Below are 23084 nucleotides of genomic sequence, written 5' to 3'. Positions count from 1 at the left end.
CCAGCGCGCGCCGAGACTCTATACCAACCAACGCATAATCGAGGACGACATGAGCGTGGCTGAAAAATCCCAGAAGAAATCCGGCGGGCTTGGCGAAACCGTCAGCGTCATCGTCCAGGCGCTTTTGCTCGCTCTGGTCATCCGCACGCTCCTTTTTCAGCCATTCTCGATCCCGTCCGGGTCGATGCGGCCGACCTTGCTCGAAGGCGACTATCTCTTCGTCACCAAATGGTCCTATGGCTTCTCCCGCTATTCGCTGCCGTTCGGGCCGGACATCTTCTCGGGCCGCATCTGGAGCGCCGAGCCGAAGCGCGGCGACGTGGCGGTGTTCAAGTTCCCGCCGGACCCCTCCGTCGACTACATCAAGCGCGTCATCGGCCTGCCGGGCGACAAGATCCAGGTCAGAGACGGCCAGCTCTTCATCAATGGCGTCGGCGTGCAACGCCAGAAGGTCGGGCAGATCGACAATCGCGACATTACCGAGGAGAGCGGGCCGGTCGACGTCTATCGCGAGACGTTGCCGAACGGCGTCAGCTACGACACGCTCGACCTGATACCCAACTCGATCGGTGACGACACTCGCGAATTCGACGTGCCGCCCGGCCACTATTTCATGATGGGCGACAATAGAGACAATTCCTCGGACAGCCGCTTCACCGTCGGTTTCGTGCCCGACGAAAACCTGGTCGGTCGCGCCAACCTCATTTTCTTCTCGATCGGTGGCAGCGCCAGCCCGCTCGAAATCTGGAAATGGCCGTCGCTGATGCGCGCGTCGCGCCTGTTCCATTTCGTTAACTAGGATCATGGCGGCGACAAAACGGCTGACCGCCGACGCGCTCGCCGAAGCGCTCATGGAGCGTACCGGCCACGCCTTTGCCGATCGCCAGCGCCTGCTCCGCGCGCTGACCCATGCCAGCGCCCGCAGCAGCCACGCCGGCGTCGACTATGAGCGTTTCGAATTCCTCGGCGACCGCGTCCTCGGCCTGGTCGTCGCCGACATGCTGCTGGCGGCGTTTCCGGACGCTGCCGAAGGTGAGCTTTCGCTCAGGCTCAACGCGTTGGTCAATGCCGAGGCGCTGGCGGAGATCGCCGATGAGATCGGCCTGCCGGAGCTGATCCGCGCCGGCTCGGACGTGCGCGGCCTCGACGGACGCAAGCGGGTCAACCTGCGCGCCGATGCGCTGGAATCGCTGATCGCCGTGCTTTATCTCGACGGCGGTCTCGATGCGGCCAGCGCCTTCATCCACAGATATTGGCGGCCGCGCTCGCAGGCCACGGGTGCTGCCCGCCGCGATGCCAAGACCGAATTGCAGGAATGGGCACACCAGGCGGCAGGCGCCGTGCCGGTCTACGCAATCGACAGCCGCGAGGGGCCCGACCACGATCCCCTGTTCACCGTCAGCGTCAGGGTTGGCGCCTATTCGCCGGCGATCGGCAACGGGCGCTCCAAGCGCGAGGCCGAGCAGGCCGCCGCTACCGCACTGCTGCTGCGCGAAGGCGTCTGGCTCAGCGCATCGGCGCAAAAATCGGAAGCGATTTTCGATGCATAGGTTCAAGCTTTTGGAGCGTCCTTTGCGCGTCCAAAGGGACGCGCGGCGCTCTTATGAAGGGAGTGCGGCATGACCGCCACCGCAGACGACCCACAGGCAACGGAAGCTGCCGCCACGCACTCCGGCTTCGTTGCGCTGATCGGCGCGCCCAATGCGGGAAAATCGACGCTGGTCAATCAACTGGTCGGCGCCAAGGTGTCGATCGTCACCCACAAGGTGCAGACGACGCGCGCCATCGTGCGCGGTATCGCCACGCATCGGAACGCGCAGATCGTGTTCGTCGACACGCCCGGCATCTTCAGGCCGAAGCGACGGCTGGACACGGCGATGGTGACGACCGCCTGGGGCGGCGCCAAGGACGCCGACATCGTGCTGTTGCTGATCGACGCCGAGCGCGGCATCCGAGGCGACGCCGACGCCATCCTCGAACGGCTGAAGGATGTCCGGCAGCCGATGGTGCTGATCCTCAACAAGGTCGACCGGGTCAAACCCGAGGCGCTTCTGGCCCTGTCCGCGGCAGCGAATGAAAGGGTGCCGTTCAAGCGCACCTTCATGGTTTCGGCGCTGACCGGCTCGGGCTGCAAGGACCTGCTCGACTATCTGGCCGAGACCCTGCCTGTCGGCCCCTGGTATTATCCGGAAGACCAGATTTCCGACCTGCCGATGCGTCAGCTGGCGGCCGAGATCACCCGCGAAAAGCTCTATCTCAGGCTGCATCAGGAACTGCCCTATTCCTCCCATATCGAGACCGAGAAATGGGAGGAGAAGAAGGACGGCTCCGTGCGCATCGACCAGACCATCTATGTCGAGCGCGACAGCCAGAAGAAGATCGTGCTCGGCCACAAGGGCGAGACGATCCGCGCCATCGGTCAGGCGGCACGCATGGAGATATCAGGCATCCTCGAACAGAAGGTGCACCTGTTCCTGTTCGTCAAGGTGCGCGAGAACTGGGGCGACGACCCCGAGCGTTACCGCGAGATGGGGCTGGAGTTTCCGCATTAGAGCATGTTCCCGAAAAGTGGGAACCGGTTTTCGGAAAAGATCATATTCAAACAAGAGGTCACTATCGACACAGCACTCGTGAGCCGGTTGGTCGCCACGCAATTTCCGCGGTGGAAGGATCTCGCCGTCAGGCCGGTTGCATCGGGCGGGTGGGACAACAGGACCTTTCGTCTCGGAGACGACATGCTCGTGCGGCTGCCGAGCGCAGCGGCCTATTCCTTGCAGGTGGAAAAGGAACAGCGCTGGCTGCCAAGGCTGGCACCCCTGCTGCCGCTGCCTGTCCCGGTTCCCCTGGCAATGGGGAACCCGGCCGGCAATTATCCTTGGCATTGGTCCGTCTACCGCTGGATCGAGGGCGAGACGGCGACGCGGGGGCGTATTGCCAGCCTGCCGCAGTTCGCGGCCAGCCTGGCCCGGTTCCTGGTCGCCCTGCAACGGATCGATCCCGCAGGCGGACCGGCGCCGGGCCAGCACAATTTTTTTCGCGGCGGACCACTGAGCGTCTATGACGGCGAAACCCGGCAAGCAATTGCCGCCCTCGACGGCAGGATCGACACCAGCGCCGCGAGCGCGGTGTGGGAGGCAGCGCTTGCCGCGACATGGCATGGCGCGCCCGTCTGGTTCCACGGTGACGTCAGTTGGGCAAACCTGTTGGTCAGGCAAGGCCGGTTGAGCGCCGTGATCGACTTCGGAACTTCCGGCGTCGGCGATCCCTCATGCGATCTGGCGATTGCGTGGACGCTGTTCGAAGGGAACAGCCGAGAGGTGTTCCGCGCCGGACTTCCCGCCAATGAAGCAATGTGGGCGCGAGGCCGTGGATGGACGCTGTGGAAGGCGCTGATTACGCTCGCCGGACATATAGACATCGATCCGGTCGAAGTTGAAAAATCGCGACGCGTGATCGATGAAGTGCTTGCCGATCACCAGCGCGCGGCATGATGACGCCGAATGTCAGTTCCGGCGTTGGGCGACTTCGAACGGGACACCAAAGCGGAAGGCGGGCAAGTTTGTTCTTGCTTTGTGCCATCCGTTATGCCACTGATTTGGGCATGGTGCTGATTTGCGCCAGCGACCGCCGCCGAGGAGGCGGTTTTTTGTTTCAGGCTTCGCCATTTCGTCGGCGTGGCTGCCCACAGGCACTTGGTTAATCCGAGTTCGGAGCCCGGGCATCCAAGGCTCCAATCTTGATTTCGCCATCGAACCGGTGACAAGCTCCGTGCATGGAATGGCGCGACGAGGGAATCATTCTCGGCACCCGCAAGCATGGCGAAACCAGCGCCATTCTTGAGGTCATGACGCGTGTGCATGGCCGCCACCTCGGGCTTGTGCGCGGCGGCCGCTCGCGCAAGCAGCAGCCCGTTCTGCAGCCCGGCAACCGTGTCGACCTATTGTGGCGGGCGCGGCTCGACGAGCATCTGGGCACCTTCCAGGCCGAGGCCATCGAGATGAACGCCGCTCGGCTGATGGACAGCGCCGTCGCCATCTACGGGCTGCAGACCATGGCAGCACATCTGCGCCTGTTGCCCGAGCGCGACGCCCATGGCGGCCTCTACGAGACGCTGGCCGTGATGCTCGCCCACCTCGACGATGCGGACGCTGCCGGCGAGCTGGTGGCACGCTTCGAGCTCTTGGTTCTCGACGAACTCGGCTTCGGCCTCGATCTCAGCCAGTGTGCCGCTACCGGCGCCAGGGAGGACCTTGCCTATGTCTCGCCGAAATCCGGGCGCGCCGTGTCGCGCGCGGCAGGCGCGCCATGGCGCGACAAGATGCTGGTGCTGCCCGCCTTCCTGCAGCGCGGCTCCGGCCTGCGCGCCGATCCGGCGGCGATCGAGGACGCCTTCCGGCTGACCGGGTTCTTTTTTGCCCGCCATGTCTATGAGCCGCGCGGCATCGAGCCGCCCGGCGCCCGCGCCGGCTTCCTCGCGGCGCTGCGCAAGCACCGTGCGGCGAGCAAGGAGATTGGCGCCGACACCGCCGCCGGAGAAATCATCACATGAGCGAAGTTGAACTCTATCCCGGCCGGGTCTCGCCGCTCGGCCTCGGCACCATTCCGCACGCCGACATCCTCGAATATACCGGCCTGGAATTGCTCCAGCGCATCATCGACAACAAATACCCGGCGCCGCCGATTTCCTTCCAGCTCAGTTTCGGCCTGGCGGAAGTATCGGAAGGACGCGCGGTGTTTCGCGGCAGGCCGAACGAGCGCCATCTCAACCCGCTGGGCGGGGTGCATGGCGGCTGGGCCGCGACACTCTTGGATTCGGCCCTTGCATGCGCCGTGCAGACGCTGCTCGAGAGGGGCGAGGCCTATACGACGGCGGAGTTCAAGGTGAACCTGACGCGGCCGATCACGCCGAAGACCGGTGAAGTGGTATGCGAGGGCAGGGTCGTGCACAAGGGCCGCACACTGGCGGTTTCGGAAGCGACGCTGAAGGATGCCAATGGCAAGCTGCTGGCTTTCGGCACCGAAACATGCTCGATCTTTCCGGCTGCCAATCTGGCGGCGCGTTGAATGAGCCGGTCGTTTGGCCGCCGCTTTTAAGTGTCAGTGAAAACTGAATGTCAGTAAACTGGCCTGGTTTGGGGGAACCGCCATGTTCGAAAGCCTGATCGGCCTTGTCGCGATCATCGCGCTGTTCGTCATTATTTCGCGCCAGCAGAGCCGCATCGGCCTGATCGAGCGCGAGCTTGGCGCGCTGCGCAGCCTCGTGCTTTCCGGTGTCGTGCCGCCCGCGGCCCAACCGGCCGAACGGGCAACGACGGAAGACAAGCTGGCGGCCCCGGTCGCAGCGACAGACATTGCCCCGCTACCGGCAAATGCGCCGGAAACACCCGCGGAAGCTGATGCCGGCGCCAACGAGGTCGTATCGGGACCGTGGACTTCCGGCGAAGCGGCGCCGAAGGCGGCGGAGCCCGCCAGGCAGGACGCGGCAGCGGCGAAGGCCGCCCGCCAGACCGATGTCGAAACGGCGCTTGGCACCCGCTGGGCGGTCTGGGTCGGCGGTATCGCGCTGGCGCTGGGCGGCCTGTTCCTGATCCGCTACACGATCGAGGCCGGCATTTTCGGCCCCGGCGTGCGGCTTGCCATGGCGGCGGTGCTCGGGCTGGTGCTGGTCGCGGCCGGCGAGTTCATCCGCCGCACCGGCTTCAGGGTGCCGGTGCAGGGAGCGACCGGTGCCTACATTCCCGCGATCCTGACGGCGGCCGGCGCCTTCATCCTGTTCGGCACGGTCTATGCCGCGCATGGCATTTACGGCTTCATCGGTCCGGCGCTCGCCTTCACGCTGCTGGGCGCCGTCGGCGTGGCGACGATCGCAGCAGCCCTCGTTCATGGTCAGGCGCTGGCCGGCATCGGCCTGCTCGGCGCCATGGTGACGCCGGTTCTGGTCGCTTCGCAGGCGCCCAATCCGTGGGCGCTGTTCGGCTATCTCTCGATCGTGCTTGCCGCCACCGGCGTCATTGCCCGCATGCGCGACTGGAGGTTGCTGATGGCGGCGGCCTTCACCGGCACCGGCCTCTGGACCATCTTCTACATGACCGATGCGCCTGGCGCCAACCTCTCCGCCATCCTGTTCATCGATGCCATCACCTTGGCCGTGCTTGCCTTCGTCTGGCTCGGCCGTCGCGGCGGCGAAGCAGAACCGGCCAGGGGCTTCGACTGGCCTTCGATCGCACCTGGCTTCTTCGTCGGTCTTTCGGCGATGGCGCTGTTCATCGACCCGGCATACGGCGCCGCCGGCGATACTCTGCGGGGAGCGGCCCTTATCGTCGCGCTGGTCGCGGTGGCGCTCTACCGGCCGCTGGCGCTGGCGCTCCTGCACGCCGCAGGGCTGGCGACGGTGCTGGTCTATCTCGGCATCATTCCGCCAACCTCGATCATTTCCGACTTTTCGGGTGGCGCTCTCGGGGTCGAAGGCCTGCCGGCGGCGGTGGCCGATACGCTGATGCTGAGGATCGGTATCTTTCTCGGCCTTGTCTTCATCGCAACCGGCTTCTGGGCGGCGCGCAACCTTGCCGCGTCGGCAAAAATCCGCGCCGCCTCGTGGGCGGCATGGGGCGTTGCCGCGCCGCTGGTCGTTCTCCTGGCGCTGTGGGTCACCTTCGGCAATCTCGACCGCGATCTTGCCTACGCGGCGGTGGCAGCCCTTCTGGTCGTGGCCTTCGCCGCCGGCGGCGAGTGGATCGCGCGCGGCGAAGAGCCGCCGCTACAGGGCGGTGCTGCCGTCTCGTTCGCGCTCGGCGGGGCGGCAGTCGCCGCCTTGCTGATGCTCTACATGGCCTTTGGCTCCGGATGGACCACCATCCTCTTGGGTGCCGCGGCCGTCGTGCCTGCGTTGGCCACCCGCCGGCGCGCCTATCCGGTGCTCGGCTGGATTTCGGTCGGTGCGGTCATCGCGGTGCTCGGCCGTGTCGCCTTCGATCCGACGATCGTCGGCGCCGAATTCCTGTCGACGACGCCTGTCTTCAACTGGCTGCTGCCCGGATACGGCGTGCCGGCGCTCGCCTTCGGTTTTGCCGCCTGGCAGCTCGCCCGCACCACCCCCGCGCTACCAATGGCTGGCAATGGCCGCCCGCGCCTCGCCATGGAAGCGGGCGCCGCGCTGTTTGCGCTGCTCACGATTGCCATGCTTGTGCGCCACGCCATGCATGGCGGTGTCATCGACACGGGTGCCGCGACGCTCACCGAACAGGCGATCTACACGCTGATCGCCATAGGCGCCGGCGCCATCCTTGTCGCCATCGACATGCGCTCGCCAAGCTCGGTGTTGCGCTATGGTTCGCTTGCCGCGGGCGTGGTCTCTGCCGCCTTCGTCGTCGTTCAGCATTTCCTGGTGCTGAACCCGCTGTTTACCGACGAATCGACCGGCCGGATCCCGGTGTTCAACCTGCTGTTCCTGGCCTATCTCCTGCCGGCCGTCGCCGCTGGAGGGCTCGCGCTCTATGCCAGAGACGTCAGGCCGAAATGGTATGCCGCGATGCTGGCGCTGGTGGCGGCACTGCTCGCCTTCGCCTATGCGACGCTGTCGGTTCGGCGGCTGTTCAAGGGTGAGTTCATCGGCCTGTGGAGCGGCCTCGGCCAACTTGAAACCTACACCTATTCCGCGCTGTGGCTGATCATCGGCGTGGCGCTGCTTACCGCCGGCGTCTGGTTGAAGTCGCAGGTGCTGCGCATCGCCTCTGCCGCGCTGATCTCGATCGCCGTGTTGAAGGTCTTCCTCTTCGACATGTCGGAACTGGAAGGCGTGCTGAGGGCGCTGTCCTTCATCGGCCTCGGGGCGGTGCTGATCGGCATCGGCCTGTTCTACCAGCGGCTGCTGACACGAGCAGCCAGGGAAAAGCTTCAGACGAGCAGTGGCTGACGGTTTTCAATCTGACCGGGAATAAACCGGCCTTTGCCAGCGTTACTATAACGCTTGGGTGACCGGGGCGGTAGACCGCTTCGCGCCGGCCGCTTGCGCCGCGCCGGAAAGGCGCGTTCAATCGGGATAAGAAGGGCGGCCCCAGAACCAGCGGTCATGGACGAAAAGAAGGCAGCAATCCTTGGCGAAATACCGCGCCTGCGCCGTTATGCGCGCTCGCTGCTGCGCGACCGCGATTCCGCCGACGACCTCGTTCAGGACTGTCTCGAACGGGCGCTTGTGCGGCTCGACAATTGGCAGACTGGAGAAAGCCCCAGGAGGTGGCTGTTTACGATCATGCATCATTTGTTCATCGACCAGATCCGCAAGGTGAACCGGCGCGGCGAAGTGGCGATGCTGCCGCTGGAAGCGGGCGAAGCGCAGGCAGCACCCGCCGAGCAGGTGGAGAACATCGCCTCGCGCGAGATTATCGACGCGTTGCAGGCAATCAGCCCGGACCGGCGCGCAGCCCTCGTCATGGTCGCCATCGAAGGCTTTTCCTATGCCGAGGCCGCCAACATACTCGGCGTGCCGGCCGGCACGCTGATGTCGCGCATCGCGCGCGGGCGTGAGGAATTGCGCGGGCTGCTGGACGACACGGCGCGCCGCCGGGCGATAAGGATCGTCGAGAAATGACCCAGCGCGATTTTTCCGAACGCGACATCCACATGGCCCTCGACGGTGAGTTGCCGGGCGACGAGCGCCTGGCGTATGACGCTTGGCTCGACGCCAATCCCGAAATGAAGGCGAAGGGCGCCCGCTATGCCGCCGACCGCGCAGCGCTGCGTGCCGCCTTCGCCGGTGTGCTCGACGAGCCGGTGCCGGCGCGGTTGCAGAAGATCCTGTTCGGCGAAGCGCCGGTCAAGACGACGGCGTCGCGCTCGCGCTGGTGGATGGCGGCGACGGCAGCGGCGATGCTGGCCATTGGCGGTGTCGGCGGTTATGTCGCCGGCATCGACCGTTTCGGCCTTGAAGATCCCGCCGAGGACCAACTCGCCGAGCAGGCGATCGCAGCCCATGTCATCTATGCCGCCGAAAAACGGCATGCGGTGGAAGTGCCTGCCTCGGACAAGGATCATTTGCAGACCTGGCTGTCCAATCGGGTCGGCCTGAAGCTGATCGCACCGGACCTGATGGCGGAAGGGTTCCAGCTCGTCGGCGGCCGGCTGCTGCCGGCTGGCGAGAGCAAGGCTGCGATGCTGCTTTACGAGGACGACAAGGGCGAGCGCATCTCGCTGTTCGTCACCGCTGAATCGGCCGAGAAGGCCAAAGGCACCTACGGGTCGGAAGAGAACGGCCCCGAGGCCGTCTACTGGCTGGACAAGGGCTATGGCTGCGCCGTCGTCGGCTCGCTGCCGCGCGCGCAGCTGACTGCGGTGGCGAAGAGCGCTTACAGCCAGCTTCTGGCCGGGCTGGCCAGCTGAACCGCGCCTGTTTTCCGAAGCTGGCGCCACGCTCAAAGACAGCGATCCTGTTCAAAGCCGTTGCTCCGATCTACAGTGCCGCGCGCCCCCATGCGCTGCCGCCGAAACTGTCACAATTCGGCCCGAATCGAGGTGCGATAGCGCTTGACGGATGCTGGCGCTTCAGCTGGTGTTATCGAGGTTTCGACCAGGGCCTTTTTCACAACCCAATCGAGGTTTTCCGAGCCCGCATGCCTGCCGAGATTCGCACGGCCCGCGCGTCCGACGTCGATGACCTCGCCGCCATCGAGAAGGCTGTTTTTTCGGGCGACCGCATCTCCCGCCGATCCTTTCGTCAGTTGATCGAACGCGAGAGCGCCGAGATGCTGGTCGCCGAAAGCGAAGGCCGCGTCGCGGGCTATGCGGTCGTGCTGTTTCGCAAGGGCAGCGGCGTCGCGCGGCTCTATTCGATCGCCATTGCCCCCTTTTTCGGCGGACTCGGCATTGGCCGCATGCTGCTGGAACGGGCCGAGGAGGTCGCCTTCGGGCATGACCGCATGATGCTGCGCCTCGAGGTACGCGAGGACAACAGCCGCGCCATCCGCATTTACGAGCAGAGCGGCTACCGTAAGATCGGCCGCGAACCGGGCTATTACGAGGACGGCACTACTGCGCTGCGTTACGAAAAGACCTTGCGCGGCGACATTCCGGTCGCCACCAAGGTTCCGTTCTATCAGCAGACCTGCGAATTCACCTGCGGCCCGTGCTGCCTGATGATGGCCATGGCCAATTTCGATTCCGGCTTCGTACCCGACCCGGTCATGGAGATCCGTTTGTGGCGCGAGGCGACCACCGTTTTCATGATGTCGGGACCGGGCGGCTGCGAGCCGTTCGGCCTCGCCGTTGCCGGCCACGAAAGCGGTCTCTCTGCGGAGATCCATGTCTCCTTCCACGGCGCGCTGTTCCTGCAGTCGGTGCGCAGCCACGACAAGCGCCGGGTGATGGAACTGGCGCAGGTCGACTTTCGACGGCGCGCGGAACGTTACGGCATTCCGGTGAATTACCGCCCATTCACCATGGATGATATCCGCGCCGCCATCGCCGGGGGAAAGCTGGTGCTGGTCTTGATCAGCGGCTTCCTGATGTTCGGCAAGAAGGTTCCGCACTGGGTGCTGGCCATCGGCGACGACGGCGACCATATCCTGATCCACGATCCCTGGGTCGAGGACGAAAGACAGGAGACCATCCTTGATGCTGCCAACATTCCGGTGCCTTACGGCATCTTCATGAACATGGCGCAGTTCGGCCGCGACGGATTGCGTGCCGCCATCATCCTCGGAAAGCGCGATAGACAATGACCTGGGTCATCCTTACCGGCCGGCAGAGCGATCTCGACCAGGTGGCGACACCGCACAAGATCATCACCAATCGCGACTATCTTGCGCACCCGGCGCTGTTTCGCGGCCAGCGGCCGAAGGTCATCAACCTGTCGAACAATTACGGCTACCAGAGCCGCGGCTACTATGCCTCGCTGCTCGCCGGCTCGCGCGGCCACAAGGTCATCCCGACGGTCGAGACGATGATCGACCTGTCCGAGCGCAAGCTCTACGAGCACGCGCTGCCGGAACTGGAACTTGCGCTCAACAAATGCCGCAAGGATCTGGGCGGCGCCTTTCCGCAAAAAGTCTGTATTTTCTTCGGCATCGGCCCGTCGAAGACATGGGACCGCTTCGCCAAGCTCCTGTTCGACTGGTTCCGGGCGCCGGCGCTGGAAGTCCACATCACCGACAGCACCGAATGGGCGTCGATCCGCAAGATCGGCTTCCATCCGCTGGCCAGGATGACCGAGGAGGAAGAAAAGCGCTTCCTTCAGTGCCTCGAGACCTACACCAACCGCGAGTGGCGCGACACCAAGGGCCGCACGCCGGCGCGCTACACCTTCGCCACGCTGGTTGATCCGCATGAGGAGTTGGCGCCGTCGCAGATTTCGTCGCTGCGCTACTGGGCCAAGATCGCCGAAAAGATGGGCGTCGAAATCGAGCCGATCACCAGGAAGGATCTGGCCAAGCTCGCCAATTACGACGCACTGTTCATCCGTGAGACGACCTCGATCTCCAACCACACCTACCGCTTCGCCCGCCGCGCCCAGCAGGAAGGCATGCCGGTCATCGACGATCCGCTGTCGATGATCCGCTGCACCAACAAGGTCTATCTCAACGAACTGATGACCTACAACAAGGTGCCGGTGCCGCCGACGGTGATGATCGCCGGCATCTCCGACCTCGAAGTGGCGGCGCAGACGCTGGGTTTCCCGCTGGTGCTGAAGATCCCGGACTCGTCGTTTTCGCGCGGCGTCAAGAAGTGCGCCACCTTCGAGGAGCTGAAGACGCTTGCCACCGAATGGCTGGAGGATTCCGATCTCCTGATCGCGCAGAAATTCATTCCGACCGAATATGACTGGCGCGTCGGCGTGCTCGGCGGCCAGCCTCTGTTCGCCGTGCACTATCTGATGGCAAAGAAGCACTGGCAGATCGTCAACCACAAGGCCAGCGGCAAGCCCGACCAGGGCGGCATCAAGACCTTCACGCTGAAGCAGGCGCCGGCCCATGTCGTCGAGACGGCGGTGAGGGCGGCGCGTTGCATCGGCGACGGTCTCTACGGCGTCGACCTCAAGGAGACCAGGGACGGCGTCTTCGTCATCGAGGTCAACGACAACCCCAACCTCGACCATGGCTGGGAGGATTCCGGCGAAAAAGACGAGGTCTGGGTGCGGCTGACGCAATGGTTCCTGGAGCGGCTGGACCGACCGGGGCGATAATCATCCGAATAGGGGACAAAGATGCTGTTTTTTGTAACCGAGGATTTTCGCGGCTGTGACCGCAAGGAGATCTACCGTCGCTTCCGCGACCAGGGCCGCCTGAAGCCGGACGCGCTTCTCGTGCACCATAGCTGGATCGCGGCGGATATGAGCCGCTGCTTCCTGCTGGTGGAGGCCGATGACGTCACGCTCCTCCAGCGCTGGGTCGTCGAATGGGCGGATCTGGTCGAATTCGAGATCGTTCCCGTGGCGACGAACAAGGACATGGTGGCAGCATTGAGCGGACATCTCTGAGCAAACAACCGCCGTCACCGGCCCTCGGATGGCCGAGTGATCAACGCCGGCGAACCCACCGAGCGCAGGCATTCCTCGATCAGCCATGCCCTGAACGCTGCCACCACGTCGCGCCTCGAGCTTCGTTGCGGGATCGTCAGGCAATAGGGTTGGCGCAATTCCAGCGCCTGTGCGACGGGCCTGACCAGCCTGCCGTCTTCCACCGCCTTGGCGCAGAAGACGCCCTGCGCGAGCACGACGCCGAGACCGGAGATGGCGAGGTCGAGCGCCGCCCGCGACGAATTCGCCGACAGACCGTGCTGGCTCGCGCGGCCGGGTTCGATCCCAGCCACCTCGAACCAGTTGCGCCAGGACGGAAAGGACGCGCCCGTCGGTCCCCAATCCGTATGGATCAGCGGCAAGCGGGCGAGGGCGGCGGCGCCTTCAAGATCGCTGGTCCCTCTTGCCATCACCGGTGCGCAAACGGGATAGACGGCGTCCCTCACGATGTCTTCCGTTGCCTGGTCGCGATAATGAGAGCGACCATAGGAAAGGCGTATGTCGATCATGTCGCGGTCGAACGACACCGGATCGTCTTCGCCTCTCAGCGATATGTCGACCGCGCCATGGCTGGCGACAAAGCTCGCCAGGCGCGTCGAGAGCCAGCCCATCGCCATGGACGGCGGCACCGAGACGACGAGCCGCGATCGAAACTCCGCGCCGCTGAGCTCGCGCGACACGGCGCCGATCTCCTCGAAGGCTGTCGTCAGTCGAGGCAGCATTTCCCGACCGGCATCGGTAAGCACCGCACGGCGGTTGACCCGGTGAAACAGCTTGCGGCCCATCTGGTCCTCGATGGTCCGGATCAGTTGGCTGACCGCCGCGGGGGAAATCGAAAGTTCTTCGGCCGCGGCGGCAAAGCTGCCGCAGCGCGCCGCAGCCTCGAAGGCCTGGAGTCCCCGCAAGGATGGAAGTGCGAACATGGCGACCAATAGATAAGTTGAGCTTATCTAAATCGCAGAAATCCTCGTTTTGCGAAAGCTATCTTGGGGATTAAGTTCATCCGATCGACAATGCGGGCAGCAAGACCAATGGACCATCGCGACGTGATCGCATCGCTGACGCAGCAAGAGCGCGATCGGCTGACGGCCAAGTCGGATCGTCTCGGGCTGCTGCAGCTTGCGGGTCATTGGGGCGCGATCGTCGTTATCGGCTCGCTGATCGCCGCCAAGGTGCCGTTCTGGCCGCTGCTGATGCTGCCGCAAGGCATCCTTATCGTTTTCCTGTTCACGGTTCTTCACGAGACGGTTCATCGCACGGCTTTCGAAACACAACGGCTGAACGATTTCGTAGCGCGTGTCTGCAGCCTTGCGATCGCATTGCCCGCCGACTGGTTCCGCTATTTCCATTTCGCCCATCACCGCTTCACCCAGGATCCGGAGAACGACCCGGAACTGGCCTTTCCAAAGCCGGAAACGCTGCGGCAATATATCGTCCACGTCTCCGGCATTCCTGTATGGTGGGGCCACTTCAAGACACTTTACGTCAACGCCACCGGCCAGTGTCGGGACAGTTACGTGCCGCCAAAGGGCCGGCCCAAGGTGCGCGCCGAGGCCCGCGCCATGATCGCCTTCTATGCCCTCGTGCTTGTGCTGGCCATCTGGTTCCGGGCAACCACGCTCATCTATGTCTGGATCGTGCCGGCGCTGCTCGGCCAGCCGTTCCTGCGCCTCTATCTCCTGGCTGAACATGGCCGCTGCCCTTTCGTGGCCAACATGCTGGAAAACAGCAGGACCACGCTGACCAACTGGTTTGTTCGCAAGCTGGCCTGGAACATGCCTTTCCACGGCGAGCATCATGCCTATCCGGGCGTGCCGTTCCATCAGCTGCCGCAGTTTCATGTCCTGATCGAGCGACATCTCGGCGAGATCGAAGCCGGCTATGTGCGCTTCCACGAAAAATACATCGGGACGCTGCACTGATCCCAAAGCCTGCCCTTAAAGGCTGATCCCAGGAGTGCTCAACCGGACTGGCTAAGCGCCACGCTCGCCTTCAGCAGGCGCTGGATGTCTGTCGCCTTCGACGGTACGCCGATCAGATAGCCTTGGGCCTCGACACAACCTTCCTTTCGCAGGAACTCAAGTTGTGCTTCGGTTTCGACGCCTTCGGCGGTAACGGTGATGCCAAGCTGCGCACCGAGCCCGATGACCGTGCGCACGATCGCGGCCGTGTCGCGGTTGTCGATGTCGCGGATGAAGGAGCGGTCGATCTTGATCTTGTCGACCGGGAAGCGGCGGAGATAGCCGAGCGACGAATAGCCAGTGCCGAAATCATCCAGCGCGATACGGATGCCGAGGTCGCGTAGCTGCCTGAGCGTCTTCAGCACCGTATCGCTCTCGTCCATCAGCACTGTTTCGGTGATTTCCAGTTCAAGCCGGTCGGCCGGCACGCCGGAAAATGCCAGCGCGGAGATGACGCTGCGGGCAAAGGTGCCGCTTTTGATCTGCACAGCCGAGACATTGACCGCGATACGCAGCCCACGCGGCCAGCCCGCCGCAACCGTGCAGGCTTTCCTAAGCGCCCATTCTCCCAGCGGCACGATCAGCCCAATTTCTTCGGCGACCGGGATGAAATCGTCTGGCGGCACCAAGCCGCGTATCGGCGAACGCCACCGCATCAAGGCTTCGGCGCCGACGATTTCGCTGGAAGCGATGTTCATGATGGGTTGGAAATCCAGCTCGAATTCACGCCGCGGCAGCGCCGCCTCCAGATCGGTTTCGAGTGCGCGTCGTGCCCGCACCATCGCATCCATGCCCGGCTCGAAGAAGCGATAGACGTTGCGTCCCTCGCTTTTCGCTCTGTAGAGGGCCATGTCGGCGTTTTTCAGCAGCGTGTCGGCATCCCTGCCGTCATCGGGGAAAAGGGCGATGCCGAGGCTGATGCCGACATGCATATCGCGGCTTTTGTCGCGAAAAGGTCTCCCGATGATGTCGACAATGCATTTTGCCAATTTCTCCGCATCACCGGCGCCTTTTGGGCCGGCACCTTTGGGATTGAACTGGATGATGACGAACTCGTCGCCGCCGAAACGGGCGACCACATCCGTTTCGTTGCGCAGGCACCGTTGCAGCCGCTCGGCCACACATTTCAGCAGCCAGTCGCCGGCAGGGTGCCCCCAGGTGTCGTTGACGGCCTTGAAGCGGTCGAGGTCGAGCGAGAATATCGCCAGGTCCGCGGCCTCGCCCAAGGCTTGGTCAAGCCGTTCGCGAAACATCGATCGGTTGGGCAGGTTGGTCAGCGTGTCGTAATGCGCAAGATGGGTCATGCGCTCTTCGACGCGCCGGCGCTCGGTGACGTCGTCGAAGGTCACGACCCAGCCGCCGCCGCTCATCGGCCGCCGCACGACCAAAAGGGTTCTGCCATCGCCAAGATGACGGTAGGTCGACCGCATTTCCCCGGCTTGAAGGCAGGCCGCGGTTTTCGAGATTTCGCTGTCGATGTCGATCTCCGCATAGAGACCCAGGCGCACAAGCTGCTGAAGCGCGTCGCGGTGACTCATGCCAAGCGGAAAGTCGGCCGGCATCACGTGATAGAGCTCCAGGAAACGTTCGTTGCGCACGATCAGCCTACTGTCCGCGTCATACATCAAAAGGCCTTGAGACATGTTGGCGAGTGCTGCGTCGAAACGGCGGTGCTGCTCCTTCAACTCCTGCTCGGCGCGCCGTTGCTCGGTGATGTCCTCATAGATCGACACCCAGCCGCCCGAAGCCAGCGGCCGGTGCGAGATGTTGATGATGCGTCCATCCGACAGCGTTTCCTCGTAGGTCGAGGGTTTCGCCTGGTCGATATAGGGCTTGCGGATGGCGTAAAGTTCTTCGGCGCTGTGCGAGGCGACGCCGATGTCGACGCTGTGCTGGAGGATGTCGAAAAACCGGATGCCGGGCTGCACGATCCCGGGGTCCAGGCAGAAGATGCTGATGTAATTGCCGTTGCAGATGATCATGCGCTCGTCGGCATCGAACATGCCCAAGCCATGCGACATGTTCTCGACGGCGGCCGAAAAACGATCATCCTGTTTGCGCAGTTCGTCTTCTATCCGTCGCGGCAGGCCTATGCCTTTGGCCCTCCGTCCGCGGGCGGGCGAATCAGCCTTGACATGGGTGACGGACATGAGGCGTGCCTGCAGACCGTGATCGAACACGGCACTGTGTCCTTTTCCGGTTAATTTACCGTTTTTTCAGCCGGCAGGCTGCACTGTTTGGCGCCGTGATTTTTCGATCGCCGCATACCGTTTGAGGAAAGCGTTTTGCGCCCAGGTCACCGAACGCGGCGTGAAATCGAAGCGCACGGCATTGAAGCCACGCGGCCGGCCGAAGAATTCGGTTGCCTCGGCGGTTGAAAAGCCGGCAAGCAGCGTCGCCTCGAAATAGGCGGCGATCTGATCGGCGCGCTTGATCTCCTTGCGCAGGCCCGCACCCGGTTCGACCGGCAGCGAAAAGCGCAGATGGATGGCGCGCTGCAGCCTGAGTTCGCACTCCTTGTAGCTGCCGCCCATCACCGATTTGAACGGTGAGATCATGTCGCCGATGACATATTCCGGTGCGTCGTGCAGCAAAGCCGCCAGCCGCGCGTCGGCCGGGGCGTCTGGCACCAGCTCGCTGAAAAGCGCCTCGACCAGCAGCGAATGCTGGGCGACGGAAAAGGCGTGTTCGCCGCTGGTCTGGCCGTTCCAGCGGGCGACGCGGGCAAGTCCGTGGGCAATGTCCGAAATCTCGATGTCGAGCGGCGACGGGTCGAGCAGATCGAGTCGCCGGCCCGACAGCATGCGCTGCCAGGCGCGCGGCGGCGCGCCGGCACGGTCGGCCGCCATCAGGTTTCCTCCGCGCCGACGGATTCCTGCGGCCCAGCGGTTTCCAGCGGAAAAGTGAATTTCGCCCAGGCAGGAATGGCGAGCGACACAACGACGTCATCCGCCATGATCGGCTGGCCGGCGTCGAGCGCCGCCTTGACGCGGTCGATACGGGCTATGGCGAGGCCTGTCGTGCCGGCGATGGAGCCAAGCGTGCCGACCGGTCGCCCGGCAACTGTCAGTTCGGTGCCAGGAGCGGGCAGGGGCCGTTCGGCCGAAACGATCAGCACGCGCCGTCTGGCGGTGCCGCGATGCTGCATGCGCGAGACGACCTCCTGGCCGACATAGCAGCCCTTCCTGAAGCCGACGCCGCCGGTTTCGTCGAGCAGCACATCATGCGGGAAGGCGTCGCCGAGCTGATAGTCGCTGCCGCTTTCGGCGATGCCATGGGCGATGCGCAGAACTTGCCACGCGGCCGGGTCGCCGTCCTCGGCCGTGCCGCCATAAAAGCGGCTGACGGCGGTGTCGAGGAACCGTGTATCGGCAACCGGCGTTGAATCGAATTGTGAAGCGGTTGGATCATCTCCCCACGCAATAGCGACAAGCCCCTGACCGGCCTTGGCGATCTCGACCTTGGCGCGCAATTTATAGAGCATCAGCCGGCGCATGAAATCGCCTGATACATCGGCCCGGCATTCGAGGCGGAAGGAATTCTCGCCGGCGCGCGAGATCAGGAAGTCGAACAGGATCTTGCCTTGCGGCGTCAGCAAGGCGCCGGGCTTTGCTTCGCCGGCAGCCAGTGCGTCGAGGTCGGTGGTCAGAATGTTCTGCAAAAAGTGCTCGGCATCTGGGCCTGACACGGAAACGAGTGCGCGGTCTTTCAACTGAGCAAAGGACATGGGCAACTGGGCAAAGGACATGGGCGGAAAAGGAACCTGATCTTGCAAAACGGTCGGCCATTACGTAAGCCGCTGACACTTCCCCCGCAAGAGACCGGATCAGCATGGCCACGACCTACGACCTCATCCTGACAGGCGGCACGGTGGTCAACCACGATGGTGAGGGCCGTCGCGACATAGGCATCAATGGCGGGCGCATCGCCGTCATCGGCGATCTCGGCCAGGCATCTGCCGCCGAAACGGTCGACTGTCGCGGGCTGCACATCCTTCCTGGGGTCGTCGACAGCCAGGTGCATTTCCGCGAGCCGGGGCTCGAGCATAAGGAGGATTTGGAGACAGGTTCGCGGGCAGCGGTGCTGGGCGGCGTCACCGCCGTTTTCGAAATGCCCAACACCAACCCGCTGACCACCAGCGAAGCAACCCTTGCCGACAAGGTTCAACGCGCCACCGGCCGCATGCATTGCGACTTTGCCTTCTGGGTCGGCGGCACCCGCGAGAATGCGAAAGACGCAGGCGATCTTGAGCGGCTGCCGGGCGCGGCCGGGATAAAAGTGTTCATGGGCTCGTCCACCGGCGATCTGTTGGTCGAGGAAGACGAGGGCGTCGCCTCGATTTTGAGGAACACGCGCCGTCGCGCCGCTTTCCATTCCGAGGACGAGTTCCGGCTGCGCGAGCGGCTCGGCGAACGCATCGAGAGCGATCCGTCCTCGCACCCGGTATGGCGTGACGAGATCGCGGCACTGCGCTGCACCGAGCGCCTGGTGCGCATCGCGCGCCAGGTTCGCGCCCGCATCCACGTGTTGCACATCTCGACCGCCGAGGAGATCGCCTTCCTCGAACAGCACAAGGATGTCGCGACCTGCGAGGCGACGCCGCATCACCTGACGCTGAGCGCGGATGATTATGCGCGGCTGGGCACGCTGATCCAGATGAACCCGCCGGTGCGGGCAGTGCGCCACCGCGACGGCATCTGGCACGGCATTGCGCAAGGTATCGTCGATGTGCTGGGCTCCGATCACGCTCCGCACACCCTGGCCGAGAAGGCGAAACCCTATCCGGCCTCGCCGTCGGGCATGACCGGCGTTCAGACGCTGGTGCCGATCATGCTCGACCATGTCAATGCCGGCCGGCTGACCTTGCAACGTTTCGTCGACCTGTCCAGCCACGGTCCGCAGCGCATCTTCGGCATGGCCAGGAAAGGCCGCATCGCCGCCGGCTACGACGCCGATTTCACGATTGTCGATTTGGAGCGCCGCGAGACCATCACCAATGCGCAGGCAGGCTCGAAGACCGGCTGGACGCCCTACGACGGCAAGGAAGTCACCGGCTGGCCGGTCGGCACTGTCGTGCGCGGCCAACGTGTGATGTGGGAAGGCGAGATCGTCACCCCCGGACAGGGCAGGGCGGTGGAGTTTTCCGAGGCGCTGGCGGTGTAGCCGTTTCCACGGTGTTGGATTTTTTAGGCACCGTGCATTATGTTGCTGGGGTTATGAACGCAGATATCGCGCCCATGATCGTCCCCGCCGAGTTTCCGGAACTCCAGGCTCTCGCCTGGAACCGTGACGTAGCACGTCCGATTCCCGCCGAAGAAGCATTTGCACTGTATGAGCGCAATTGGCGTTTTATCGATCAAAAGCGTCTTACGGCGCGCGAGAAGCTGCTTATACAGAATCTAGCCAACGAATTCGGTCACGGCGTCCTGTTGATCACCCGGTAAAGTTCTTCTGCTCTCCTGATCTTCTCCTCGCTTCCATAACATCAACAGGACACACAGCGAGCGGAAGTCATGAAGGAGTTCAAAAGGCCAGAACACCGGATCATTGCCAAAGCCCTCGGACTAATGGATCGCGAATTCCTGACCGCAAACCAATGCTGGTTCGGCGGCGGGACAGCGATTGTCATGAAACTCGGCGAATACCGACGGTCACTGGATGTGGATTTCCTATGTGCGGACGCCGATGGCTATCGTGAACTACGAACCCGTGCGACCGAACGGGGCGTCAGGGCGTTCTTCCCAGGACCTGTCGAGGCCGTGCGGGATTTACAGATCGATCAGTATGGTTTGAGAACGGTTGTGCGGCTCGAGGGGCAATTGATCAAATTCGAAATCATCCGCGAAGGCCGCATCGAACTGCAAGGCCATTTCGACGATAATTTGAATGTACCTGCCCTGATTGCCGCGGATATGTTTGCCGAGAAGTTGTTGGCGAATGCCGATCGATGTCAGGACCGTGCCACCGCATATCGCGATGCCATCGATCTCGGAATGCTGGTCAGAGCTTATCAAGAAATCCCGATCGATGCTCTGGGCAAAGCGCAGGCCGCCTATGGGTCGGATATCCAGCACAAAATCGTGTGGGTGGTGAACAAGCTTCAGGACAGGGACGAACTGCGCAACGCAGCCGAGTCCCTGCAAATGGACACTAACGCGGCTGACGCTGCTATTTCGGCTCTTCGCAATGAGGGCATTCGCCTCTGGCCGGGTGCGGGTATCGGCAAGGCCCCGCCGATCCGCGCCGATAAATAGCAGGGTCGAGTCAGGGCGTGTAGTTTTCCACTACGCCAGCTCAATCTCCGGCGACGAAGAACGCCCACTGTCCATCCGGCGTGATGCCGACGCGGTAGAAGATGTAGGCGCCGAACTGCTTCATGCTGTCGTAGTCGCCGGCGGTGACGATCTTGAACAGTTCGACCCGCTGCCTGGCGTCGAGCTTGTCCAGCGGCACGGCGAAGAAATAGGGCCAGACATAGAGTTCCTGCGGCGTGCCGGCATCGACATGGACATAGCCGGCATTGAGCACCTCTTCCATGATGGCGAGGATCTCCTGGCCTTCCGCGTCGCCCGAAAGACCTTTCAGAAAGGTGATCGGGTCGCCTTCGATCTCGCTCAACGACAATTGGGTCATCGTGTCGCCCTTGCCGATCAACGGCCTGAGCGTTTCGATGTCGCCACTCTTGCAAGCCTCGACGATCAGGTCGTGCATGCGCCTGACCGGTTCCGGCAGCTTGCCGAGATCGTAGACGATCTCGGGCAAGGGTTCATCCGGATCGGCACGCGGGCTGGCCATGCCACCATCGTCCGTTGGCCCCTCCGGTTCGACCTGTTCCGGCTCGTCGGGGGAGGTCGGCTGGCTGGCCGCAGGCGGTGTCGTGCCGAGCGGGCCAGGCATCGGCACCGCCGTTCCGGGCGGCGACATGCCGTCGTCGGGGGGCGGCGCGACCGGAGAAGGAAGGTCCTCGCGCTTGATTTCGCTCAGCGCATGAACGGAGCTGCTTGCGAGGCAAAGCGCCAGCGGAACCGCGGCGCAAAAAACAGCGAGCCGGATGCTGAAGACCAAACCACGCGGCTGGCCAGACATCGAAAAATTCACGGCTTGCCTCTCCAAAAGAGCCTGATGCGGGTTCAGTGCCGCAGCCGTCCTGGTTCGAAGGCCCCGGCTATCACCTTTTCACGCATGCGGTCGAGCAGGGCAAGGGCCGATGTCTCGCCATTGGCGCGCAGCATTTCGCCGAACGCGGTTTCGAGGGCCGCCTCGGCGATGATTTCCGGCTCGATTCCGGCCGAAAGTCCTTCCGCCCAGGCCTCGCTGTGGCTTTCCACGGCGGTCAGGCGCTTCTCTTCCCTGACCAGCGCGTCGATGTCGTTGACGCCATGTTCCATTGCGATGTCCACCCTTTTCAAGCGGCGATCCGACAGGTGCGGATCAGGCTTGGGCTGTCCCTTTTAACACGCAGGCTAAGTAAGTACTTGTAAATACGACATTTCTGGGGTCGTCTTCGACAATGTCGATAGCGTTTTGCAAACCTGCGTTCGATCCGACCCAAACTTAGCCGATTAGGCCGGCGAGGGGGATGAAAACCTTCAGTTTGAGTTAATTCCACATCCGCGCGATAACGTTTCGTTAATGCTGTTGCGGAAGTGCAACACAAGGATTGCACTAAGACGTGTCCGGACACAAGTCGGGAGGTGGGAGGTCAGTTGCCGTAGCGCGAGGCGATATCGCGTGACAGCGTCTCGCCTTCCCTCATGTAGCGACTGATTGCTTCCGTCGCCGAAGCGGTGCAGTGCGTGTAGGTGCCGCTGAAGGAGCGGTAGCCGCGGTTGAAGCTGGCGATGAAGCGGGCGCGCCGCTCCGGGTCGGGATTTTCCGACGCGATCAGCTTTTCCATCTCGACCCGCCACTGATCGCCCTTTTCGCCGCACAGGTTGCGCAGGAAATGCAGCGATCCAAGCACCTCCGCCAGCCGCATCAGCCCGGGCTCGAACGGCGATTCGGCGGCCAATGCCGGTCGCGCCCCGATTGCCGTGCTGGCGGCGAGGGAAGCTGCGAGGAAAAACACGGCGCGGATCATAAGTCTTTGTGGCGAAACAATTTGCTGCCCGCAAGGCGATTTTGGAGGCTATGCTCTTGCATCCCTGAGCAATTCGTCGGCAACGGCAAACACCGAGGCGGCAAGCGGCAGCGCCCTCATTTCGCTGAGCGTATAGAAGGCGGCGGTCTCTGCGTCGTCGCTGGCCACGGGTTCGCCGCCGGCATAGTTGGCGCCGAACACCGTCAGCAGATAGTCGACCGGGTGTCCGTCGCTGCTGCCGTCGATGTGGATTTCCCGAAGGGGGCGGTAGTTGTGCGCTTGCAGGCCGGTTTCTTCCTGCAACTCGCGTCGCGCGGCTTCTTCCAGCGTCTCGCCGGCCTCGACCTTGCCGCCCGGAAACGCATAAAAGCCTTGCGAAGGCTGCCGCGCCCGCTTGACCAGCAGCACCGTATCGCCGCGGACGATGGCGACTGAGACAGCCGGGAGTATCTTACGCACTTCGTCCATGGCTCTCCGTTCGACCGCTGCATCACCTTGTGGACCAGCCGGCGATGAACAGCTTTAGCGGTTGCGCGGC

The 23084-nt window shown here is 63.4% G+C and carries 24 protein-coding genes; 16 read left to right on the top strand and 8 right to left on the bottom strand.

Annotated elements, in window-relative coordinates; genetic code table 11:
• Positions 1 to 49: 49 nt before the first annotated feature.
• The 12 genes from lepB to AC0NID_RS26665 all read left to right on the top strand — a co-directional run bounded on the left by lepB (position 50) and on the right by AC0NID_RS26665 (position 12466).
• Positions 50 to 799, top strand: a complete 750-nt coding sequence (gene lepB, locus AC0NID_RS26720) for a signal peptidase I (RefSeq protein WP_473457355.1) — start codon at positions 50 to 52, stop codon at positions 797 to 799.
• A 4-nt stretch (positions 800 to 803) separates the two neighbouring features.
• On the top strand, positions 804 to 1550 hold the full coding sequence (rnc, locus tag AC0NID_RS26715) for a ribonuclease III (RefSeq protein ID WP_473457357.1): 747 nt from the start codon (positions 804 to 806) through the stop codon (positions 1548 to 1550).
• Between the two features lie 69 nt (positions 1551 to 1619).
• Entirely contained in the window at positions 1620 to 2552 is a 933-nt protein-coding gene (gene era, locus AC0NID_RS26710) for a GTPase Era (protein ID WP_473457359.1), read from the top strand.
• A gap of 3 nt (positions 2553 to 2555) precedes the next feature.
• Positions 2556 to 3491, top strand: a complete 936-nt coding sequence (locus tag AC0NID_RS26705) for an aminoglycoside phosphotransferase family protein (RefSeq protein ID WP_473457360.1) — start codon at positions 2556 to 2558, stop codon at positions 3489 to 3491.
• A gap of 281 nt (positions 3492 to 3772) precedes the next feature.
• Positions 3773 to 4549 carry a DNA repair protein RecO gene (gene recO, locus AC0NID_RS26700; RefSeq protein WP_473457361.1) on the top strand — a complete coding sequence of 259 codons (777 nt, stop codon included), beginning with the start codon at positions 3773 to 3775 and terminating at the stop codon, positions 4547 to 4549.
• Positions 4546 to 5064 carry a PaaI family thioesterase gene (locus AC0NID_RS26695; protein ID WP_473457364.1) on the top strand — a complete coding sequence of 173 codons (519 nt, stop codon included), beginning with the start codon at positions 4546 to 4548 and terminating at the stop codon, positions 5062 to 5064. The genes recO and AC0NID_RS26695 overlap by 4 nt, the downstream gene beginning before the upstream one ends.
• Positions 5065 to 5146: 82 nt before the next feature.
• Complete coding sequence (locus AC0NID_RS26690) at positions 5147 to 7912, top strand: DUF2339 domain-containing protein (RefSeq protein ID WP_473457365.1); 2766 nt, start codon at positions 5147 to 5149, stop codon at positions 7910 to 7912.
• A 156-nt stretch (positions 7913 to 8068) separates the two neighbouring features.
• Positions 8069 to 8587: a sigma-70 family RNA polymerase sigma factor gene (locus AC0NID_RS26685; RefSeq protein WP_473457366.1), complete on the top strand. Its 519-nt coding sequence runs from the start codon at positions 8069 to 8071 to the stop codon at positions 8585 to 8587.
• Complete coding sequence (locus tag AC0NID_RS26680; protein ID WP_473457367.1) at positions 8584 to 9375, top strand: anti-sigma factor family protein; 792 nt, start codon at positions 8584 to 8586, stop codon at positions 9373 to 9375. The genes AC0NID_RS26685 and AC0NID_RS26680 overlap by 4 nt, the downstream gene beginning before the upstream one ends.
• Before the next feature lie 230 nt (positions 9376 to 9605).
• Positions 9606 to 10712 carry a peptidase C39 family protein gene (locus AC0NID_RS26675; protein WP_473457368.1) on the top strand — a complete coding sequence of 369 codons (1107 nt, stop codon included), beginning with the start codon at positions 9606 to 9608 and terminating at the stop codon, positions 10710 to 10712.
• The gene (locus tag AC0NID_RS26670; RefSeq protein WP_473457369.1) at positions 10709 to 12172 is read left to right on the top strand and encodes a RimK family protein; all 1464 of its coding nucleotides are present in this window, start codon (positions 10709 to 10711) and stop codon (positions 12170 to 12172) included. Before AC0NID_RS26675 ends, AC0NID_RS26670 begins: the two co-directional genes overlap by 4 nt.
• A 21-nt stretch (positions 12173 to 12193) precedes the next feature.
• A complete protein-coding gene (locus AC0NID_RS26665; RefSeq protein WP_473457372.1) occupies positions 12194 to 12466 on the top strand; it encodes a DUF3303 domain-containing protein in 273 nt (90 codons plus the stop codon).
• Positions 12467 to 12480: 14 nt separating this feature from the next.
• On the opposite strand, the gene AC0NID_RS26660 is transcribed toward AC0NID_RS26665, so the two are convergent.
• Positions 12481 to 13428, bottom strand: a complete 948-nt coding sequence (locus AC0NID_RS26660) for a LysR substrate-binding domain-containing protein (RefSeq protein WP_473457373.1) — start codon at positions 13426 to 13428, stop codon at positions 12481 to 12483.
• Between the two features lie 108 nt (positions 13429 to 13536).
• Between AC0NID_RS26660 and AC0NID_RS26655 the strand changes: the two genes are divergently transcribed.
• Positions 13537 to 14427: a fatty acid desaturase family protein gene (locus AC0NID_RS26655; RefSeq protein WP_473457374.1), complete on the top strand. Its 891-nt coding sequence runs from the start codon at positions 13537 to 13539 to the stop codon at positions 14425 to 14427.
• Positions 14428 to 14465: 38 nt separating this feature from the next.
• Here the strand turns inward: AC0NID_RS26655 and AC0NID_RS26650 are convergent, their stop codons facing one another.
• The 3 genes from AC0NID_RS26650 to ygfZ form a co-directional block, all read right to left on the bottom strand.
• Positions 14466 to 16616, bottom strand: coding sequence for a putative bifunctional diguanylate cyclase/phosphodiesterase (locus tag AC0NID_RS26650; protein ID WP_473457477.1), 2151 nt, complete (start codon positions 16614 to 16616; stop codon positions 14466 to 14468).
• A gap of 66 nt (positions 16617 to 16682) precedes the next feature.
• The gene (locus AC0NID_RS26645) at positions 16683 to 17315 is read right to left on the bottom strand and encodes an HD domain-containing protein (protein WP_473457375.1); all 633 of its coding nucleotides are present in this window, start codon (positions 17313 to 17315) and stop codon (positions 16683 to 16685) included.
• Positions 17315 to 18193, bottom strand: a complete 879-nt coding sequence (ygfZ, locus tag AC0NID_RS26640; protein ID WP_473457376.1) for a CAF17-like 4Fe-4S cluster assembly/insertion protein YgfZ — start codon at positions 18191 to 18193, stop codon at positions 17315 to 17317. Before ygfZ ends, AC0NID_RS26645 begins: the two co-directional genes overlap by 1 nt.
• A gap of 104 nt (positions 18194 to 18297) precedes the next feature.
• On the opposite strand from ygfZ, the gene AC0NID_RS26635 reads away from it, so the two are divergent.
• From AC0NID_RS26635 to AC0NID_RS26625, 3 genes are all read left to right on the top strand, one after another.
• On the top strand, positions 18298 to 19629 hold the full coding sequence (locus AC0NID_RS26635; RefSeq protein WP_473457377.1) for a dihydroorotase: 1332 nt from the start codon (positions 18298 to 18300) through the stop codon (positions 19627 to 19629).
• A gap of 53 nt (positions 19630 to 19682) precedes the next feature.
• Positions 19683 to 19910, top strand: coding sequence for a hypothetical protein (locus AC0NID_RS26630; RefSeq protein ID WP_097577268.1), 228 nt, complete (start codon positions 19683 to 19685; stop codon positions 19908 to 19910).
• 69 nt (positions 19911 to 19979) lie between these two features.
• The gene (locus AC0NID_RS26625) at positions 19980 to 20720 is read left to right on the top strand and encodes a nucleotidyl transferase AbiEii/AbiGii toxin family protein (RefSeq protein WP_473457379.1); all 741 of its coding nucleotides are present in this window, start codon (positions 19980 to 19982) and stop codon (positions 20718 to 20720) included.
• 40 nt (positions 20721 to 20760) lie between these two features.
• Here the strand turns inward: AC0NID_RS26625 and AC0NID_RS26620 are convergent, their stop codons facing one another.
• The 4 genes from AC0NID_RS26620 to AC0NID_RS26605 form a co-directional block, all read right to left on the bottom strand.
• Positions 20761 to 21564, bottom strand: a complete 804-nt coding sequence (locus AC0NID_RS26620) for a hypothetical protein (RefSeq protein WP_473457381.1) — start codon at positions 21562 to 21564, stop codon at positions 20761 to 20763.
• 32 nt (positions 21565 to 21596) lie between these two features.
• On the bottom strand, positions 21597 to 21854 hold the full coding sequence (locus AC0NID_RS26615) for a hypothetical protein (protein ID WP_077381793.1): 258 nt from the start codon (positions 21852 to 21854) through the stop codon (positions 21597 to 21599).
• Positions 21855 to 22168: 314 nt separating this feature from the next.
• Positions 22169 to 22546 (bottom strand): TIGR02301 family protein, encoded by a 378-nt coding sequence (locus AC0NID_RS26610; protein ID WP_473457382.1) that lies wholly within the window; start codon positions 22544 to 22546, stop codon positions 22169 to 22171.
• Positions 22547 to 22594: 48 nt separating this feature from the next.
• Positions 22595 to 23014: an NUDIX hydrolase gene (locus AC0NID_RS26605; RefSeq protein WP_473457384.1), complete on the bottom strand. Its 420-nt coding sequence runs from the start codon at positions 23012 to 23014 to the stop codon at positions 22595 to 22597.
• Positions 23015 to 23084 lie beyond the last annotated feature (70 nt).

It is taken from the genome of Mesorhizobium sp. WSM4821 (genome assembly GCF_055901555.1).
Note: the sequence above shows the minus strand (reverse complement) of the source record. Positions and strands in the feature narration are given on the sequence as shown.

Bases quoted from the DNA above. Each gene is read 5' to 3' on its own strand.
- lepB (WP_473457355.1), top strand. From the start codon at position 50: ATGAGCGTGGCTGAAAAATCCCAGAAGAAATCCGGCGGGCTTGGCGAA.
- rnc (WP_473457357.1), top strand. From the start codon at position 804: ATGGCGGCGACAAAACGGCTGACCGCCGACGCGCTCGCCGAAGCGCTC.
- era (WP_473457359.1), top strand. From the start codon at position 1,620: ATGACCGCCACCGCAGACGACCCACAGGCAACGGAAGCTGCCGCCACG.
- AC0NID_RS26705 (WP_473457360.1), top strand. From the start codon at position 2,556: ATGTTCCCGAAAAGTGGGAACCGGTTTTCGGAAAAGATCATATTCAAA.
- recO (WP_473457361.1), top strand. From the start codon at position 3,773: ATGGAATGGCGCGACGAGGGAATCATTCTCGGCACCCGCAAGCATGGC.
- AC0NID_RS26695 (WP_473457364.1), top strand. From the start codon at position 4,546: ATGAGCGAAGTTGAACTCTATCCCGGCCGGGTCTCGCCGCTCGGCCTC.
- AC0NID_RS26690 (WP_473457365.1), top strand. From the start codon at position 5,147: ATGTTCGAAAGCCTGATCGGCCTTGTCGCGATCATCGCGCTGTTCGTC.
- AC0NID_RS26685 (WP_473457366.1), top strand. From the start codon at position 8,069: ATGGACGAAAAGAAGGCAGCAATCCTTGGCGAAATACCGCGCCTGCGC.
- AC0NID_RS26680 (WP_473457367.1), top strand. From the start codon at position 8,584: ATGACCCAGCGCGATTTTTCCGAACGCGACATCCACATGGCCCTCGAC.
- AC0NID_RS26675 (WP_473457368.1), top strand. From the start codon at position 9,606: ATGCCTGCCGAGATTCGCACGGCCCGCGCGTCCGACGTCGATGACCTC.
- AC0NID_RS26670 (WP_473457369.1), top strand. From the start codon at position 10,709: ATGACCTGGGTCATCCTTACCGGCCGGCAGAGCGATCTCGACCAGGTG.
- AC0NID_RS26665 (WP_473457372.1), top strand. From the start codon at position 12,194: ATGCTGTTTTTTGTAACCGAGGATTTTCGCGGCTGTGACCGCAAGGAG.
- AC0NID_RS26660 (WP_473457373.1), bottom strand. From the start codon at position 13,428: ATGTTCGCACTTCCATCCTTGCGGGGACTCCAGGCCTTCGAGGCTGCG.
- AC0NID_RS26655 (WP_473457374.1), top strand. From the start codon at position 13,537: ATGGACCATCGCGACGTGATCGCATCGCTGACGCAGCAAGAGCGCGAT.
- AC0NID_RS26650 (WP_473457477.1), bottom strand. From the start codon at position 16,616: ATGTCCGTCACCCATGTCAAGGCTGATTCGCCCGCCCGCGGACGGAGG.
- AC0NID_RS26645 (WP_473457375.1), bottom strand. From the start codon at position 17,315: ATGGCGGCCGACCGTGCCGGCGCGCCGCCGCGCGCCTGGCAGCGCATG.
- ygfZ (WP_473457376.1), bottom strand. From the start codon at position 18,193: ATGTCCTTTGCTCAGTTGAAAGACCGCGCACTCGTTTCCGTGTCAGGC.
- AC0NID_RS26635 (WP_473457377.1), top strand. From the start codon at position 18,298: ATGGCCACGACCTACGACCTCATCCTGACAGGCGGCACGGTGGTCAAC.
- AC0NID_RS26630 (WP_097577268.1), top strand. From the start codon at position 19,683: ATGAACGCAGATATCGCGCCCATGATCGTCCCCGCCGAGTTTCCGGAA.
- AC0NID_RS26625 (WP_473457379.1), top strand. From the start codon at position 19,980: ATGAAGGAGTTCAAAAGGCCAGAACACCGGATCATTGCCAAAGCCCTC.
- AC0NID_RS26615 (WP_077381793.1), bottom strand. From the start codon at position 21,854: ATGGAACATGGCGTCAACGACATCGACGCGCTGGTCAGGGAAGAGAAG.
- AC0NID_RS26610 (WP_473457382.1), bottom strand. From the start codon at position 22,546: ATGATCCGCGCCGTGTTTTTCCTCGCAGCTTCCCTCGCCGCCAGCACG.
- AC0NID_RS26605 (WP_473457384.1), bottom strand. From the start codon at position 23,014: ATGGACGAAGTGCGTAAGATACTCCCGGCTGTCTCAGTCGCCATCGTC.